This is a genomic window from Stackebrandtia nassauensis DSM 44728 (genome assembly GCF_000024545.1).
GTDB classification, from domain to species: domain Bacteria; phylum Actinomycetota; class Actinomycetes; order Mycobacteriales; family Micromonosporaceae; genus Stackebrandtia; species Stackebrandtia nassauensis.
Genome location: NC_013947.1, coordinates 2,563,510 through 2,579,942, shown reverse-complemented (window position 1 = coordinate 2,579,942; position 16,433 = coordinate 2,563,510). Strand labels below are relative to the sequence as shown.

The window sequence follows — 16,433 nt, the reverse complement described above, 5'->3', positions numbered from 1 at the left end:
ACGTTCGTTTCAGTGGAGAGCGTAACAGCTTTCGCGGGTCGAGTCTACGGTCGATTACAGGATTCGCAAGATCAGTCTATTGTGCTGTCTTTACGTTCACTTCCGTTTGGCCACAAGAAAGATCGCAACGCGTCGTCGACGCGTTCGGTGTCGCCGGTAGCCAGGATGTCCAGCAGCAGACCCCGCAGCACCGCCAGCGTCAACGTCGCCGAACGGCGGGCGGGCGGGCCGTCGGGAGCCATCGGCTCCAGCGCCTCCAGCCACTGGTCCACACTCTTCGGCCCGAATTCCCGATACGGTTCGTGGCCGTACATCGAGTGGACGTAGTTGTCGAAGAACAATCGCATCAGCGCCCGCCGCTTGGGATCGGCCAGCCACGACTTCCACAGGTGCCACAGCGCCTCGGCGGTGTCGTCGGTGGCCTCCAGGGCTCCCAGCAGCAGGTTGAACTGCCGTTCCCGGCAGATGGTGAAGATCTCGACGAACAGTTCCTGTTTGGACCCGAACAGGTACAGCAACACCCGGGGGCTGCTGCCGATCGCGGCGGCCAGCGGACGCAGTGAGGTCTCGGTGATGCCGTGCTCGGAGGCGTACTCGACGGCCTTCTCCAGGAGCTCGCGTTTGCGCGCCGACCAGTCGTCGCCGGTCGTCTCGATGTTGTCTTCCATGAAGTCCAGGTCCTCCTGCCAGGTAACCGTACGCAGCGACCGGCGTACCGTACCGGCAAGGTGCGGCCCTTCGTACCCGGTCAGATGGAACGCGTTGTGCCAGCAGCCGGGTATCCGGGCGCTACCAGTAATCTTCTACAACGTGTCACCGAAATGGGTGCGGCGCCTGAGCCTAGCGAACATCATCGTCAACGTTGCCATCGTGGTCACCGGGGGCGCGGTCCGGCTTACCGGATCCGGGCTCGGCTGCCCCTCGTGGCCCAACTGCGCGCCCGGCACCTTCCACGCGACCCCCGAGATGGGGATGCACGGCGCGATCGAGTGGGGCAACCGGCTGTTCGGCGCGATCGTGGCGCTGGTGGCGATCGTGACCTTCGTGGCGGCGCTGCTGCGCAAACCCAAACGCGCCTCACTGGTGTGGCTGACCGGGTTCATCGGCGTCGCGGTGGCGGTGCAGGCGTTCATCGGGGCGGCCACGGTCGGCACCGATCTGTCGCCGTGGATGGTCAGCGTGCACTTCCTGGTGTCGATCGCGATCCTGGCGGCGGCACTGGTCGCGTGGGTGCGAGCGGGCGAACCCGACGGTGAGGTGCGGCTCACGGTACCGAAGCCGGTGCGTTCACTGTGGTGGGTGCTGGTGGGTGTCACCGTGGCGGTGCTGTTCGTGGGCACCCTGGTCACCGGCGCGGGCCCGCACGCGGGCGACAAGGACTCCCCGCGTTCCGGCCTGGACACCGAGCTGATCTCCCAGGCGCACGCCGACCTGGTGTTCCTGCTGGTGGGCGTGACGATCGGGTTGGTGTTCACACTGCGGGTGGCAGGGGCCCCGGCGGCGGCGAGCCGACGGGTGTGGGTGCTGATCGGCGTCATCGCGGCCCAGGGGCTCATCGGTTTCGTCCAGTACTTCACCGACCTGCCCGCCCCGCTCGTGGGAGCGCACCTGTTGGGGGCAGCGGTGCTGTGGCTGACGGTGCTGTGGGTCGGCGTCCCGATGCGGGAACGGCTGGCCCCCAGCCTGGAGGTGCGGCAACGTCCGGCCGCCGAGCGGGTGACGGCCGAGGCGACGGCCTAGGACGCCCCGCGCTGGCCGCTGGCCGCTGGCCGCAGGCCGCAGGCCGCAGGCCGCAGACCGCAGACCGCAGACCGCAGACCGCAGACCGCAGACCGCAGACCGCAGACCGCAGACCGCAGACCGCAGACCGCAGACCGCAGACCGCAGACCGCAGACCGCAGACCGCAGACCGCAGACCGCAGACCGCAGACCGCAGACCGCAGACCGCAGACCGCAGACCGCAGACCGCAGACCGCAGACCGCAGACCGCAGACCGCAGACCGCAGACCGCAGACCGCAGACCGCAGACCGCAGACCGCACCAGCGGATTATCGGGCTTCGGCTTCCACTTTGGCCAGCGCTTGTGGGGTCACGACGCGCAGGAACGGGACGATCAGGGTCGCCGCGGCCAGCGCGAACACCGCGAAGGCCACTCGCGGCCCCCACAGTTCGGCCAGCACTCCGGCCAGCGCGGCACCGGCGGGCATCGTGCCCCAGCCGATGACGCGGGCGGTGGCCAGGTAGCGGCCCCGCAGCTCGTCGGGCACCGCGTTTTGGCCGATCGTGCGGCTGGTGACCGACCACAGCGTGCCGCCCATGCCACCGGCGAACGCCGCGGCGCCGATCAGCCACGGTTCGTCGACGAAGGCGGGCAGCGCCAGCATCGCGATGGTGCCGAAGATGTCGGCCAGCAGCGTCATCCGGGTGCCGATGAGCCGATTGATCGGCCCGGCCAGCACTGCCCCGGCCACACCCCCGATTCCGATGGCGCTCAACAAAAGCCCGTAACCGGTGGCTCCCAGTCCGAGCTCGCCGGTGGCGAAGGTGGGCAGCAGCGCCAGCCAGGCGCTCCAGCCGGTGATCATGACGGACACCGCGATCGTCATCGTCCACAGCAGCCGGTGGTGCCACAGGAACCGCAGTCCCTCGCGGATGTCGCCGTTGACGGAACGGGGCTGGTCGGTTGCGACGGGGACCGGGGTGAATCGTCCGGCGAGCAGCGCGATGAGCCCGACGCCGAGGGCGTAGGTCGCCGCCGTGGCACCCAGCGACAGGGCCGCACCCAAGCCGATGAGCAGCCCGCCGAGCGCGGGTCCGGCGAACTCGTTGGCGACGGTCTCGGCGCCGGTGATCCACGCGTTGGCGCGCAGGCGGCCCGAGGGCGCGACCGCGTTGGGGATCAGGGCGGCCGACGCGGTGGACACGACCACGTCGCTGACTCCGATGAGTACCGCGACGGCGTACAGCAGCGGCATGGTCAGCGCGCCGGTGACGACGGCGAACAGCAGCCCGGCCACGACGAGCAGCCGGGCGGCGTTGGCGAGGCTCAGCAGCAGGCGGCGGTCGACGCGGTCGGTCAGGACACCGACGTGCAGCGAGGCCAGCAGCCACGGCAGCGACAGGGCCACGGCGACGGCGGCGACCTGGCCGGGCGAGCTGGTGACGGTCACGGCCAGCAGCGGCAACGCGACCTTGAGGACACCGTCGGCGAGGTTCGTCAGCGCGGTGAAGCCGACCAGGACGGGGACGTTGCGGCGCGGGTAGGAGACAGGGGTGGGGGCCAGGGGCGGGGCTACAGCGGTCATCTCGGTTCCGTTCACACCATCATAATAAATAGACGGTGTGAATATAACCGTCTATGTGATTAGATGGAAGACATGGTCGAACCTTCGGCGGCCACCGCCTTCATCCGGGACTTCGCGAACACCGTCGACGTGGAGGACCGCACCGACAAACTGGCCACCCGCGCGGGCCTCGACACCTGGCTGCGCGACAACGGCCTGCCCACCGGCGAGGCCAGCGAACCGATCCTCACCCTGCGCGCGGGGCTGCGAGAACGCCTGCTGCTCAACAACAACGGCGACGCCGACACCGACCTCATCGCCGCCGCCGAGCACGTCCTACGCGGGGTCCCGCTGTACGCGCGACTGGGCACCGACCCGGTCCCCGACGACCCGCTGCTGGCCGAAACGGCGCTGGCCCGCGTCGCCCGCGACTGGGCGGTCACCGTGGCGTCGGGCGAGTGGATCCGGCTCAAGCAGTGCCCGGACCACGCGTGCCTGTGGGTGTTCTGGGACGGCAGCCGCAGCCGCACCCGCCGCTGGTGCACGATGCGGGTGTGCGGCAACCGCGCCAAGACCCGCGCCTACACCGCCCGCCACCGCGAGCCCGCACAAGCCGACTTAAGCCTCGCCAAGGCCGCTTAAGCGCGCCCTCAGCCAAACCGACCTACCGTCAAAAGTGGGGAGGAGGTCGGTGGCCCGGACATCCGCCAAGCCATCGGTTGGACCCAACAGGGTCAGCGCCGTCGTCGATCGGGGGATGGCAGTGCCAGCCATCGTCGATCGGGGGATGACAGCGCGAGCCATCGTCGATCGGGGGATGACAGTGCGGGCTGGGTCGCGTACTGTCGTCCGGCGTGTCACTTACCCCGCCAGGTGGCCTCCCAGCCCCGACTCCACGCCTGGACCCGCTTCGGACCCCCTCCACCGTTTGGGGGAAGCTGTCCCGCAATCGGCGACTGCTGGCCGTCCTCATGGTCATTCTTGGCTCGCTGGCCGCCGTCACGGTCCTCAATAGAATCGGACCGGGCGGCACCGGCGTCGTCGTCGAACCCCTGGTGGCCGTCGCCCTGATCGTGCTGGCCCGCTGGCACGGACTGACCTGGCACGACCTCGGCCTGTCCCGCCGCACCTGGGGCAAGGGCCTCAAGTGGGCCAGCCTGGCCATCGCCGCCGTCGCGGCCGTCTACCTGATCGGCGCCCTGCTCCCCCTCACCCGCGACGCCTTCGTCGACTCCCGCTACCAGCTCGGCACCGGCACCGCCCTGCTCACCGGCTTCGTGCTCATCCCGCTGGGCACCATCGCGTTGGAGGAGGTCGCGTTCCGGGGCGTCCTCATGGGTGTGCTCGGCAAGCGCAAGGGCGTCACCCTCGCGATCTCCGTTTCATCGGTCCTTTTCGGACTGTGGCACGTACTGCCGTCGCTGGCCATGGGCGCCAACAAGCTGGTCGCCTCGATCGTCGGCCCCGGCCTGCTGGCCCGCGTCATCATGGTGGCCGCCGTCGTGGCGTTCACCGGCGCCGCCGGTTGGCTGCTGTGCGAGGTACGCCGACGCTCCGGCAGCCTGCTGGCCCCCATGGGCCTGCACTGGGCCACCAACGGCCTGGGCGTGCTGCTGACCAGCGCTCTGTGGTCGCTGCGCGTCGTGTGACACGCGCCATGCCGCGATTCCTTTTCGGCTTCCGCCGGTCTACCTGATCGACAGTCGACGCGGAAAAGGAGAACCGGCGATGCCGAGCCAAGAGTCGGAAACGATCAAAAGACACTGGCAGTCAGTACGCAAGGCCTGGGACGAACCCCGAGGCCCGCAACCGGACAACGAGTCCTGGGGGAATCTGACCGCCGAACCCCGCGAGGTGGACTACCTCGAGATCGAGGCGGCCGGGCTGCCCGCGATGTGGGCGATACCGAAGAACAGCGCCGCCGACAGGGTGCTGCTGTGCCTGCACGGCGGTGGTTTCGTCGGCGGCTCGATCTACTCGCACCGCAAACTGTTCGGCCACCTCGCCAAGGCGGCCGGGGTGCGGGCGCTGCTCCTGGGATACCACCTCGCCCCCAAGCACGTGTTTCCGTCGCAGGTGGACGAGGCGGTGGCCGGCTACCGCTGGCTGCTCGAACAGGGATTCGACGCCGGGCACATCGCCTTCACCGGTGACTCGGCTGGCGGCGGCTTGTCCATAACCGCCCAACTGCGGGCCCGGGAGCAGGGCCTGCCCGTCCCGGCGGCGACGCTGCCGTTCTCGCCGTGGGTGGACATGGAGGTCGGCGGCAAGTCCTATGAGACCAATCGGCCCCGGGAACCCTACTTCCACAAGGAGACCGTGGAAATGCTGGCGGGCGTCTACCTGGGACCCGACGGCGACCTCCGCGACCCGCACGCCAACCCGTTGCACGCGGACCTGTCCGGGCTGGGACCGATGTACATCCAGGCGGGCGGTGACGAGGGGCTGCTCGACGACGCCCGACTGCTCGCCGACCACGCCCGCCGGGCCGGTGTCGACGTCCGGCTCGACGTCTTCGACGACATGCTGCACACCTTCCAGATGGGCGCCGGTCGCGTTCCCGAGGCCGACGACGCGATCCGCAGGATGGCCGACTGGGTACGCTCCAAGTTGGACCTCACCGACGGCCGGGACCAGGCCGGATCCGGGTCCTGAAGCGAGGGGAACGATGACGACCGACCCGGCGCGTGCCGAATCCGGGCCTGGCGACGCCGCGCACCGGCTGGAGCCGTACCGGCGCGAGTTGCTGGCGCACTGCTACCGCATGGTCGGTTCGGCGGACGAGGCCGAGGACCTGGTGCAGGAGACCTTTCTGCGGGCCTGGCGGTCCCGCCGCGACTTCGAGGGACGGTCGTCATGGCGAACCTGGCTGTACCGCATCGCCACCAACGTCTGCCTGACCGCGCTGGAGCAGCGCGGTCGGCGGGCGTTGCCCTCGGGATTGGGCGCGCCCGCCGAGGACGCCACGACCCCGCCTCGCCCGGCCGAACCCGGGATCGCTTGGCTGCAACCGATACCCGACGCCCAGGTGGCCCCCCGCTCGGCCGATCCCGCGACGGTCGTGACCGCGCGGGAGGGACTCAGACTCGCGCTCATCGCCAGTCTCCAGTACCTGCCCGCCCGGCAGCGGGCCGTGCTGCTGTTGCGGGAGGTGCTGGCCTTCCCGGCCGCCGAGGTCGCGTCCATGCTCGACACCACGACCGCGGCAGTCAAGAGCGCGCTGCAACGGGCCCGCGCCCGGCTCGACGACGTCGACCCCAAGGGCGAACCCCTGCGGGAGCCCACCGAGCCGCGGACCCGGGAACTGCTGGAGCAGTACATCACCGGATTCGAGAACGCCGACACCGCCGCCCTGGAGCGGGCACTGCGCGCCGACGCCGCGATCGAGCTGGTCGGGACCCGCACCTGGTTCTCCGGCCGCGCGACCTGCCTGGGCTACCTGCGAACGGTCATCGGCCGGTGTGGTGACTGGCGGATGCTGCCGACCGCCGCCAACGGCCAGCCCGCCGTGGCCGCCTACGTCCGCAGCGCCGACGGGATCCACCGCGCCTTCGGGATCGGTGTCCTCACCGTTTCCCAGGAGGGCATCAGCCACGTGCACGTCTTCGGCGGCGGTGCCGACCTGACCGCGACGTTCGGTCTGCCGCCGGTCTGGCCGGGACGCTAAGCCGCCAGTTTCGCGGCGATCGCGTCGGCCATCCGCTCGGCCGCGCCCTCGCTGTGGGTGTAGAACAGCGACGGTTCGGTCAGCTCCAGTTCCAGCAGCAACAGGTTGGCGTCGGTGCCCACCACGTCGACGCGCGCGTACAGCGGCGGCTCGCCCTCGATGGTGTCCATGACGATCTTGCCCAGCGCCAGTTCGGCCTCGGTGGCCGTCGCCGGGGCGATGGTCTCGGCCTTGAACAGCTCGACGTCGCCCTCGTAGGGGCCGTCGAGCATCGCGCCCTTGCGGACGGCGTGCGAGAAGACCCCGTCCAGGTAGACCAGGGCCCGCTCGCCGTTGACGTCCACATCGTCCATATACGGCTGGGCCATGACGGTGGCGCCGCCCGCGTGCAGCCGCGACACCAGTTCGCAGGCGCGCTCGCGCTGCGCGACGTCGCCCATGAGGTAGCGACCCGCGTCCCGGCTACCGGCCCCTATGGACGGTTTGAGGACCCACTCCCCCGCGTCCGGCAGTTCGACGTGGGTGCCTGGCGGCAGCCAGGTCGTCGGTACGACCGGTACCCCGGCCCCGGCCAGGTCGCCGAGGTAACGCTTGTCGGTGTTCCACTCCAGCAGTCCGGCCCGGTTGTGCAGCCTCGGCACCGTGCGCGCCCAGGACAGGAACCGGCCCCGTTGGCGCGAGTAGTCCCAGGAGCAGCGCACCACGGTCGCGTCGAAGGAGTCCCAGTCGACGGCCGGGTCGTTCCACACCGCCGCGACCGGGTCGACGCCGCGGGCGCGCAGCGGTTCCAGGAGCAGCGTCTCGTCACTGTCCAAGTCGGGCAGTTCGGCGCAGGTGACAATGGCGACTGTCGGCATGACAGGCACCGTACCGGGTCTAGATCAGGAACGAGTCGACGGCCAGCGCCACGAACAGCAAGGTCAGGTAGCTGGTCGACCAGTGGAACAGCCGCATCGGTTTGAGGTCCTCGTCGCGTCGCGCCCGGCCGTGCATCCGGTGGGCTTCGACACAGAACATCAATCCTGTGGCCGCGGCGACAATGCCGTACAACGGCGTGGTGGCCAGTGGCCACAGCGCCAGCGAGGACACCAGGGTCAGCCAGGCGTAGATGACGGACTCCAGTCCGACCCGCCGGGCCGAGGCCACCACGGGCAGCATCGGGATTCCGGCGGCGGCGTAGTCGTCCTTGTACTTGACGGCCAGTGCCCAGAAGTGCGGCGGCTGCCAGAAGAACACGACGGCGAACAGGATCCAGGCTTCCCAGCTCAGCCCGCCGGTGACGGCGGCCCAGCCGATCAGCACCGGCGCGGCACCGCACACTCCGCCCCACACGGTGTTGGCGGCGGTGGTGCGTTTGAGCCACAGCGTGTAGATCAGGTCGTAGTAGGCGATGGCGGCCAGCGTCAGCCCGGCGGCCAGCAGGTTGGTGACCAGTCCGATCGCGGTCACCGACACCACGCCCAGCACCAGACCGAACACCAGCGCGCTGCGCGGCGAGACGGTGTGCTGCGGCAGCGGACGCCGGGAGGTGCGGCGCATCAGCTGGTCGATGTCGCGGTCGAGGAAGCAGTTCAGCGCGTTGGCGCTGCCCGCCGCCAGCGCGCCGCCGATGACGACGGCCACGACCGTCCACACCTCGGGCAGACCGCCGGTGGCCTTGCGCGCGGCCAGCAGCATCGCCGGGACGGTCGTGATGAGCAACAGCTCCACGATGCGCGGCTTCGTCAGTGCCACATAGGCTTTGAGTACCGCGGCGGCACCGGTGCCGCGCCGTGGCGTCGGCGCGGTTTCGGGCGCGGGGGCTTGGCGGCCGGTGTCGATGATGATCGGCCGCGTGGGGCTTTCGGCGATCCGGTGGACGGGGACCGTCACTCCGGCTGCGGCCGTCGGGTTTCTACGCATCGTCGTAGAGGGTATGCGGCGATGTGAATGCGCCACTGCCGGGGTTGGGCGATGTGGTTCGAGCGGGTGATGAGGGTGTGGCGGAGGAGACTGTCGGGTGCGGGCAAATATCTCGCGGCAACGACTGTTGAGATGTTCTGGATGGGTATGGTCATGCCTGGCGGACGGAAATGTAGACAAGTTGTTGAGGAGGCGGATTTTCGTGGCTAAGTCCCTGGAGTGGACAGACCTGGATCGACGTGCGGTGGATACGGCCCGGGTACTGGCCGTGGACGCGGTGGAGAAGGCCGGAAACGGTCACCCGGGGACGGCGATGAGCCTGGCCCCGGCCGCGTACCTGTTGTTCCAGCGGGTGATGCGTCACGACCCCTCCGAGCCGGCCTGGGCCGGACGGGACCGGTTCGTCCTTTCGTGTGGACATTCGAGCCTTACGCTCTACATCCAGCTGTACCTCGCCGGTTTCGGCCTGGAGCTGGACGATCTGAAGTCGTTGCGGCAGTGGGGTTCGCGCACGCCCGGTCACCCTGAGTTCGGGCACACCGCCGGTGTGGAGACCACCACCGGTCCGCTGGGCCAGGGCATCGCCACCGCCGTGGGCATGGCGATGGCCGCGCGCCGCGAGCGCGGGCTGTTCGACCCCGAGGCCGCGCCGGGCACCTCCCCCTTCGACCACCACGTGTACGTGGTCTGCTCGGACGGCGACATCGAGGAGGGCATCAGCCACGAGGCCAGCGCGCTGGCCGGGGTGCAGGACCTGGGCAACCTGATCGTCCTGTACGACGACAACCAGATCTCCATTGAGGACGACACGAACATCGCGTTGTCGGAGGACGTCAACGAGCGCTACGCCGCCTACGGCTGGCACACCCAGACCGTGGACTGGCGGCCCGGCGGCAAGCACGCCGAGGACGTCGACGCCCTGTACCAGGCCATCGAGAAGGCCAAGCGGGTCACCGACAAGCCGTCGTTCATCTCGCTGAAGACCATCATCGGCTGGCCCGCCCCCAACAAGCAGAACACCGGCGGCATCCACGGCTCCAAGCTGGGCACCGACGAGGCCGCCGAGACCAAACGCATCCTGGGCTTCGACCCGGAGCAGTCCTTCGAGGTCACCGACGAGGTCATCGGGCACACCCGCGGCGCCGTCGACCGGGGCCGCGCCGAGCGCGAGCGCTGGCAGTCGGACTTCGACGCCTGGGCGCAGGCCAACCCGAAGCGCGCCGAACTGTACGAACGCGTGTCGCGTCGTCAGCTGCCGCCGGAGTGGGAGAAGTCGCTGCCGGTGTTCGAGCCCGACGCCAAGGGCGTGGCCACCCGCGCCGCGTCCGGGAAGGTGCTGTCGGCGCTGGCCGACACGCTGCCGGAGCTGTGGGGCGGTTCGGCCGACCTCGCGGGCAGCAACAACACCACGATGGACGGTGAGCCGTCGTTCCTGCCCGAGGCCCGGGCGACCAAGAAGTTCCCCGGCAACCCGTACGGGCGCACGCTCCACTTCGGTATCCGCGAGCACGCCATGGGCGCGATCTGCAACGGCATCGCGCTGCACGGCGGCACCCGCCCCTACGGCGGCACCTTCCTGGTGTTCAGCGACTACATGCGGCCAGCCGTACGGCTGGCGGCGCTGATGCAGCTGCCGGTGGTGTTCGTGTGGACGCACGACTCGATCGGGCTTGGCGAGGACGGTCCGACCCACCAGCCCATCGAGCACCTGGCGGCGCTGCGCGCGATGCCGGGCCTGGACGTGGTGCGTCCGGCCGACGCCAACGAGACCGCGTGGGCGTGGCGGCAGGCGCTGGAGCACACCGACCGGCCCACCGGCCTGGCGCTGACCCGGCAGAACGTCCCCACCTGGGACCGCACCGAGTTCGGCAGCGCCGAGGGCACGGTGCGCGGCGGCTACGTGCTGGCCGAGGCCGACGGCGGCAAGCCGCAGGTGATCCTCGTGGGCACCGGCAGCGAGGTGCAGCTGGCGGTTCAGGCGCGCGAGACGCTGCAGGCCCAGGGCATCCCCACCCGCGTGGTGTCGATGCCGTGCCTGGAGTGGTTCGACGCCCAGGAGCAGTCCTACCGCGACAGCGTGCTGCCGCCCAACGTCAAGGCCCGCGTCAGCGTCGAGGCCGGGATCGCCATGCCGTGGCGGCACCTGGTCGGCGACGACGGCGCGAGCGTCAGCATCGAGCACTTCGGCGCGAGCGCGCCCTACGAGCGCATCTACGAGGAATTCGGCGTCACCGCCGAGGCCGTCGTCACCGCGGCGAAGCGCAGCCTCGACAACGTCAACAACCACTAAGGAGTGTCGACAATGAGCAAGGACCGACTTGGGGAACTGTCGGCCGCGGGTGTGGCCGTGTGGCTGGACGACATCTCGCGACAGCGACTGACCTCCGGGAACCTGGAGCAGCTGCGCGACTCCGACCACGTCGTGGGCGTCACCAGCAACCCGACCATCTTCGAGAAGGCACTGTCGTCCGGCGACGACTACGCCACCCAGCTGTCGGAGCTGGCGCTGCGCAAGGTCTCGGTCGACGAGGCCGCCCGCGCCATCACCACCTACGACATCCGCTGGGCCTGCGACGAGCTGCGCGGCGTCTACGACGCCACCGGCGGCCAGGACGGCCGGGTGTCCATCGAGGTGGACCCGCGGCTGGCGCACGACACCCAGCGCACCATCGCCGAGGCCAAGGCGCTGTGGTGGCAGGTGGACCGTCCCAACCTGTTCATCAAGATCCCCGCGACCGAGGCGGGACTGCCCGCCATCAGCGAGGTGCTGTCGGAGGGCATCAGCGTCAACGTGACCCTGATCTTCGGCCTGGAGCGGTACCAGAAGGTCATGGAGGCGTTCTTCGACGGCCTGGAGAAGGCGAAGAAGAACGGCCACGACCTGTCGGTCATGGCCTCGGTGGCCTCGTTCTTCGTGTCCCGGGTGGACACCGAGATCGACAAGCGGCTGGACGCCGCCGGAGCCGACCCGAAGCTGAAGGGCAAGGCGGCCGTGGCCAACGCGCGGCTGGCCTACCAAGCCTTCGAGCAGGCCTTCGACTCCGACCGCTGGCGGGCGCTGGAGCAGGCCGGCGCCAAGGCGCAGCGTCCGCTGTGGGCGTCGACCGGCACCAAGGACAAGGCCTACAGCGACGTCCTCTACGTGGAGGAGCTGATCGTGCCCGGCACCGTCAACACGATGCCGCAGGCCACGATGGAGGCTTTCGCCGACCACGGCGAGACCAAGCCCGACACCGTCACCGGCAACTACGCGCACGCGCGGCAGGTGCTGGACGACCTGGCGGCGGCCGGGATCGACTACGACGACGTGATCGACACGCTGGAGCGCGAGGGCGTGGAGAAGTTCGCCGACAGCTGGAATGATCTGCTGGCGACGGTGAGCACCGCGCTGGACAAGACTCAGGAGTCGAATCGATGATCCGCATGGACACCGCCGGAGGGCTGGCGGTCACGACCACGGTAGACGCTTCCGCGGCGTTGCAGACGCTGACCTCGGCGGAGGTACCGGCGAAACTGGCGGCGGCGGATGCCGGTCTGTGGGGACCGGACGCCGCCGAGGAGGCCGCGATCCGGCTGGGCTGGATCGACACCTTCACCCGCAGCCGCTCCCTGGTGTCCACGCTGGATGAACTGCGGACCCGGCTGCGCGGCGAGGGACTGACCCGGGTGGTGCTGGCCGGTATGGGCGGTTCCTCGCTGGCGCCGGAGGTCATCTGCCGCACCCTCGACGTGCCGTTGACCGTTCTGGACACCACCGACCCCGGCCAGGTCAGCGCCGCGCTCGCCGAGGACCTGGCCGCCACCGTCGTCGTGGTGTCCAGCAAGTCCGGTGGCACCGTCGAGACCGAGAGCATCCGCCGCGCCTACGCGCAGGCGTTCACCGACGCCGGGATCAAGGACGTCGGCAAGCACTTCGTCGTGGTCACCGACCCCGGTTCGCCGCTGGAGCAGCTGGGCAAGGCCATGAACGCGACCGTGATCCTGGCCGACCCGAACGTGGGCGGCCGGTATTCGGCACTGACGGCCTTCGGGCTGGTGCCCGCTGCGCTGGCCGGGGTCAACATCACCGACCTGCTCGACGAGGCCGCGGCCTTCGCCGCGTCGATCCCGGCCGAGCAGCCCGACAACCCGGCGCTGCTGTTGGGCGCGGTGCTGGCCAGCCGCGACACGATCGCCATCGCCGACGACGGCAGCGGCATCGTGGGTCTGGGCGACTGGGCCGAGCAGCTGATCGCCGAGTCCACCGGCAAGGACGGCAAGGGCGTGCTGCCGGTCGTCGTCGAGTCGCCGGTCGCGCCCGGTCTGCACGGGCCGGGGGTGCTGTCGTCGCTGGTGGGCGGTTCCAAGTCCTCCGCCTCGGGTGGTTCGCAGCTCAACGCGCCCGACGTGGCCGTCAACGGCCCGCTGGGCGCGCAGTTCCTGTGCTGGGAGCTGGCCACGGCCTACGCGGGACGGCTGATCGGCATCGACCCGTTCAACCAGCCCAACGTCACCGAGTCCAAGAACAACACCAAGGCCATCCTGGAATCGGGCCTGGACACCGAGACGCCGGACTTCACCGAGGGCGCGATCGCGGTGTACGGGACGAACGCGTCCACCGTGGTCGACGCGCTGATCGAATTGACCGGGCAGGTTCGTTCCGACGGTTATCTGGCGATCATGGCCTATCTCGACCGTGAGGCCGACTCCGCGACCGCCGAGACGCGTGCCCTGCTGGCCGAGCTGCTTCAAACGCCGGTGACCTTCGGCTGGGGTCCCCGGTTCCTGCACTCCACCGGCCAGTTCCACAAGGGAGGGCGTCCCACCGGCGTCTTCCTGCAGATCACCGGGGACTCGGCGGCGGACCTTGAGGTCCCCGGCCGCGACTACACCTTCGGTGGCCTCCAGGCCGCGCAGGCCGCCGGTGACCGGCGCGCGCTGCGGGACCGGCAGCGGCCACTGCTGCACCTGCACCTGTCCGATCGCGACGCCGGGGTGGCACAGCTGCTGGCCGCGGCCAAGGAACTGGGAGAGTCGTGACCGCAACGTCCAGTATCGCCAATCCGCTGCGGGACCCGCAGGATCGGCGGCTGCCGCACATTCCCGAACCGTGCGCCCTGGTGATCTTCGGGGTCACCGGTGACCTGGCCCGCAAGAAGCTGATCCCGGCCGTGTACGACCTGGCCAACCGGGGCCAGCTGCCGGCGGCGTTCGTGATCCTGGGCTTCGCGCGCCGCGACTGGGACCACGGCGAGTTCGAGGAGCTGGCCCGCGACGCGGCCAAGGCGCACGCGCGCACGCCGTGGCGCGAGGACGTGTGGAACCGGCTGGCGGGCAACTTCAAGTTCGTGCCCGGTTCGTTCGACGACGACGCCGCCTTCGACACCCTGTCAGCCACATTGGACGAACTGCGGGACACCCACGCCATTCCCGGCAACGCCGCGTTCTACTTCTCGATCCCACCGGGCGCGTTCCCGACGGTGCTGCGGCAGCTGGAACGCACCGGCGCCGCCGACAACAGCGTGTCGGGCGGTTGGCGTCGGGTCGTGGTGGAGAAGCCGTTCGGCAACGACCTCGAGTCGGCGCGCGAACTCGACGACGTCGTCGACGACGTGTTCACCGCCGAGGACGTGTTCCGTATCGACCACTACCTGGGCAAGGAGACCGTCCAGAACATCATGGCGCTGCGGTTCGCCAACGCGCTGTTCGAGCCGGTGTGGAACTCGCACTACGTGGACTCCGTGCAGCTGACCATGGCCGAGGACGTCGGGATCGGTTCCCGGGCCGGGTTCTACGACTCCGCCGGTGCCGCCCGCGACGTACTCCAGAACCACCTGCTGCAACTGCTGGCGCTGACCGCGATGGAGGAGCCGGTCGGGTACGCCGCCGACGAGATCCGCACCGAGAAACTGAAGGTGCTGCGCGCGATCACGCTGCCGGAGGACCTGGAGACCTACGCGGTGCGCGGCCAGTACTCCGAGGGCTGGGTCGCCGGTGAGAAGGTCAGGGGCTACCTGGCCGAGGACAACATCGCCGACGGCTCCACCACCGAGACCTTCGTGGCCGTCAAGCTCGGCGTGCAGAACCGCCGCTGGGCCGGAGTGCCGTTCTACCTGCGCACCGGCAAACGGCTGCCACGCCGGGTCACCGAGATCGCGGTGGTCTTCAAACGGGCACCGCACCTGCCGTTCCACGACTACGACACCGAGACGCTGGGACAGAACCAGCTGGTGATCCGGGTGCAGCCCGACGAGGGCATCACCGTCAAGTTCGGCTCCAAGGTGCCCGGAACCGGGATGGAGCTGCGCGACATCTCGATGGACTTCCACTACGGCGAGGCGTTCACCGAGTCGTCGCCGGAGGCCTACGAGCGGCTGATCCGCGACGTGCTGCTCGGCGACAAGACCCTGTTCCCCGACGCCGCCGAGGTCGAGGCCAGCTGGGCCGTCATCGACCCGTTGGAGGAGTTCTGGGCCGGGCGCAAGCCGTCGCCGTACCCGGCGGGAACCTGGGGACCGCAGGCCGCGGAGAACATGATGGACATCGACGACCGGTCCTGGCGCCGCGCGTAATCAAGGGAGACAACACAGATGATCGCCTTGTGGGACACCACCGCCACCGACGTGGCCGCCGCACTTCACAGTGAACGACAGTCCAGCGGCGGCACCAGCGGCCTGGCCCTCAACCTCGTCGTCATCGTCGACGAGAAGGACGAGCGCGAGGCCGAGGCCGCGCTGACCGTCGCCTCGCAGCAGCACCCGTGCCGGTTGCTGATCGTGCTGCGCCGCGACCTGGAGCGCGACGAGCCGCGTCTGGACGCCGAGATCGTCGTCGGTGGTCGGCTGGGCCCGTGCGAGGCGATCGTGATGCGGATGCACGGTCCGCTGTCGCAGCACGCCGAGTCGGTGGTCATGCCGCTGCTGGCGCCGGACGTGCCGGTGGTGACCTGCTGGCTGGTACCGCCGCCGCAGGTCACCGGCGCCGACCCGCTGGGAGCGTTCGCCGAACGCCGCATCACCTACGCGGCCCTGGCCGCCGATCCGGTCGAGGCGCTGCGGGTGCGGGCCTGCGACTACACCCCCGGCGACACCGACATCTCCTGGACCCGGATCACCTACTGGCGGTCGCTGATCGCCAGCGCCTTCGACACCGCCACGGCCCCGGCCAAGTCGGTCACGATCACCGCCTCGGCCGCCGACCCGTCGGCGGCGCTGCTGGCGGGCTGGCTGGGCAGCCGGCTGGGTGTCACGCCGACGATCCAGGACACCGAGGTGGAACGCAACAGCGAGCACCTGCCGGGCATCGGCGGGGTGTCGTTCACGCTGGAGAACGGCGACGAGATCGCCATCGACCGGGACCGGGCCGGGACGACGGTGCTGCGTCGCACCGGTTTCCCGGACCGCACCCAGACCATCAACGGCCGCACCCTCGGCGAACTGCTCGCCGAGGAGCTGCGTCACCTCGACCCCGACCAGCCGTACCAGGCGGCGCTGGGCACCTGCACCGGCGAGGACCGGCTGTGCGGGGCCGACGTGGTGGCGCGATGACCGCCGCCGCGAGGCTGTTCCGGCCCGTGACCGGGTCGGCCGACGTCGAACAGG

14 protein-coding genes are annotated in these 16,433 nt (G+C 69.9%); 10 read left to right on the top strand and 4 right to left on the bottom strand.

All coding sequences use genetic code 11. From position 1 onward, the window contains the following. Positions 1–71: 71 nt before the first annotated feature. Positions 72–668 carry a TetR/AcrR family transcriptional regulator gene (locus SNAS_RS11985; protein WP_013017685.1) on the bottom strand — a complete coding sequence of 199 codons (597 nt, stop codon included), beginning with the start codon at positions 666–668 and terminating at the stop codon, positions 72–74. 142 nt (positions 669–810) lie between these two features. On the opposite strand from SNAS_RS11985, the gene SNAS_RS11980 reads away from it, so the two are divergent. Continuing rightward, positions 811–1,740 (top strand): COX15/CtaA family protein, encoded by a 930-nt coding sequence (locus tag SNAS_RS11980; RefSeq protein ID WP_211207378.1) that lies wholly within the window; start codon positions 811–813, stop codon positions 1,738–1,740. 308 nt (positions 1,741–2,048) lie between these two features. On the opposite strand, the gene SNAS_RS11975 is transcribed toward SNAS_RS11980, so the two are convergent. Then, positions 2,049–3,305 carry an MFS transporter gene (locus SNAS_RS11975; protein ID WP_013017683.1) on the bottom strand — a complete coding sequence of 419 codons (1,257 nt, stop codon included), beginning with the start codon at positions 3,303–3,305 and terminating at the stop codon, positions 2,049–2,051. A gap of 72 nt (positions 3,306–3,377) precedes the next feature. Between SNAS_RS11975 and SNAS_RS11970 the strand changes: the two genes are divergently transcribed. The 4 genes from SNAS_RS11970 (at position 3,378) to SNAS_RS11955 (ending at position 6,951) form a co-directional block, all read left to right on the top strand. Further along, the gene (locus SNAS_RS11970; protein WP_041624798.1) at positions 3,378–3,926 is read left to right on the top strand and encodes a CGNR zinc finger domain-containing protein; all 549 of its coding nucleotides are present in this window, start codon (positions 3,378–3,380) and stop codon (positions 3,924–3,926) included. Positions 3,927–4,255: 329 nt separating this feature from the next. Further along, entirely contained in the window at positions 4,256–4,933 is a 678-nt protein-coding gene (locus SNAS_RS11965) for a CPBP family intramembrane glutamic endopeptidase (RefSeq protein WP_013017681.1), read from the top strand. Positions 4,934–5,012: 79 nt separating this feature from the next. Next, positions 5,013–5,939 (top strand): alpha/beta hydrolase, encoded by a 927-nt coding sequence (locus tag SNAS_RS11960; RefSeq protein WP_013017680.1) that lies wholly within the window; start codon positions 5,013–5,015, stop codon positions 5,937–5,939. Between the two features lie 13 nt (positions 5,940–5,952). Then, entirely contained in the window at positions 5,953–6,951 is a 999-nt protein-coding gene (locus tag SNAS_RS11955; RefSeq protein WP_013017679.1) for a sigma-70 family RNA polymerase sigma factor, read from the top strand. On the opposite strand, the gene SNAS_RS11950 is transcribed toward SNAS_RS11955, so the two are convergent. Continuing rightward, a complete protein-coding gene (locus SNAS_RS11950; protein WP_013017678.1) occupies positions 6,948–7,808 on the bottom strand; it encodes an ATP-grasp domain-containing protein in 861 nt (286 codons plus the stop codon). The genes SNAS_RS11955 and SNAS_RS11950 overlap by 4 nt on opposite strands. 19 nt (positions 7,809–7,827) lie before the next feature. Next, the gene (locus SNAS_RS11945) at positions 7,828–8,853 is read right to left on the bottom strand and encodes a heme o synthase (protein ID WP_013017677.1); all 1,026 of its coding nucleotides are present in this window, start codon (positions 8,851–8,853) and stop codon (positions 7,828–7,830) included. A 202-nt stretch (positions 8,854–9,055) separates the two neighbouring features. Between SNAS_RS11945 and tkt the strand changes: the two genes are divergently transcribed. From tkt to SNAS_RS11920, 5 genes are read left to right on the top strand one after another with little or no spacing between them, the layout of a single operon-like run. Then, positions 9,056–11,143, top strand: a complete 2,088-nt coding sequence (gene tkt / locus SNAS_RS11940; protein WP_013017676.1) for a transketolase — start codon at positions 9,056–9,058, stop codon at positions 11,141–11,143. Positions 11,144–11,155: 12 nt separating this feature from the next. Further along, positions 11,156–12,271, top strand: a complete 1,116-nt coding sequence (gene tal, locus SNAS_RS11935; RefSeq protein WP_013017675.1) for a transaldolase — start codon at positions 11,156–11,158, stop codon at positions 12,269–12,271. Continuing rightward, on the top strand, positions 12,268–13,872 hold the full coding sequence (locus SNAS_RS11930) for a glucose-6-phosphate isomerase (RefSeq protein WP_013017674.1): 1,605 nt from the start codon (positions 12,268–12,270) through the stop codon (positions 13,870–13,872). The genes tal and SNAS_RS11930 overlap by 4 nt, the downstream gene beginning before the upstream one ends. A 14-nt stretch (positions 13,873–13,886) precedes the next feature. After that, positions 13,887–15,404, top strand: coding sequence for a glucose-6-phosphate dehydrogenase (gene zwf, locus SNAS_RS11925; protein WP_144300772.1), 1,518 nt, complete (start codon positions 13,887–13,889; stop codon positions 15,402–15,404). Between the two features lie 18 nt (positions 15,405–15,422). Further along, entirely contained in the window at positions 15,423–16,379 is a 957-nt protein-coding gene (locus SNAS_RS11920; protein ID WP_013017672.1) for a glucose-6-phosphate dehydrogenase assembly protein OpcA, read from the top strand. Positions 16,380–16,433 lie beyond the last annotated feature (54 nt).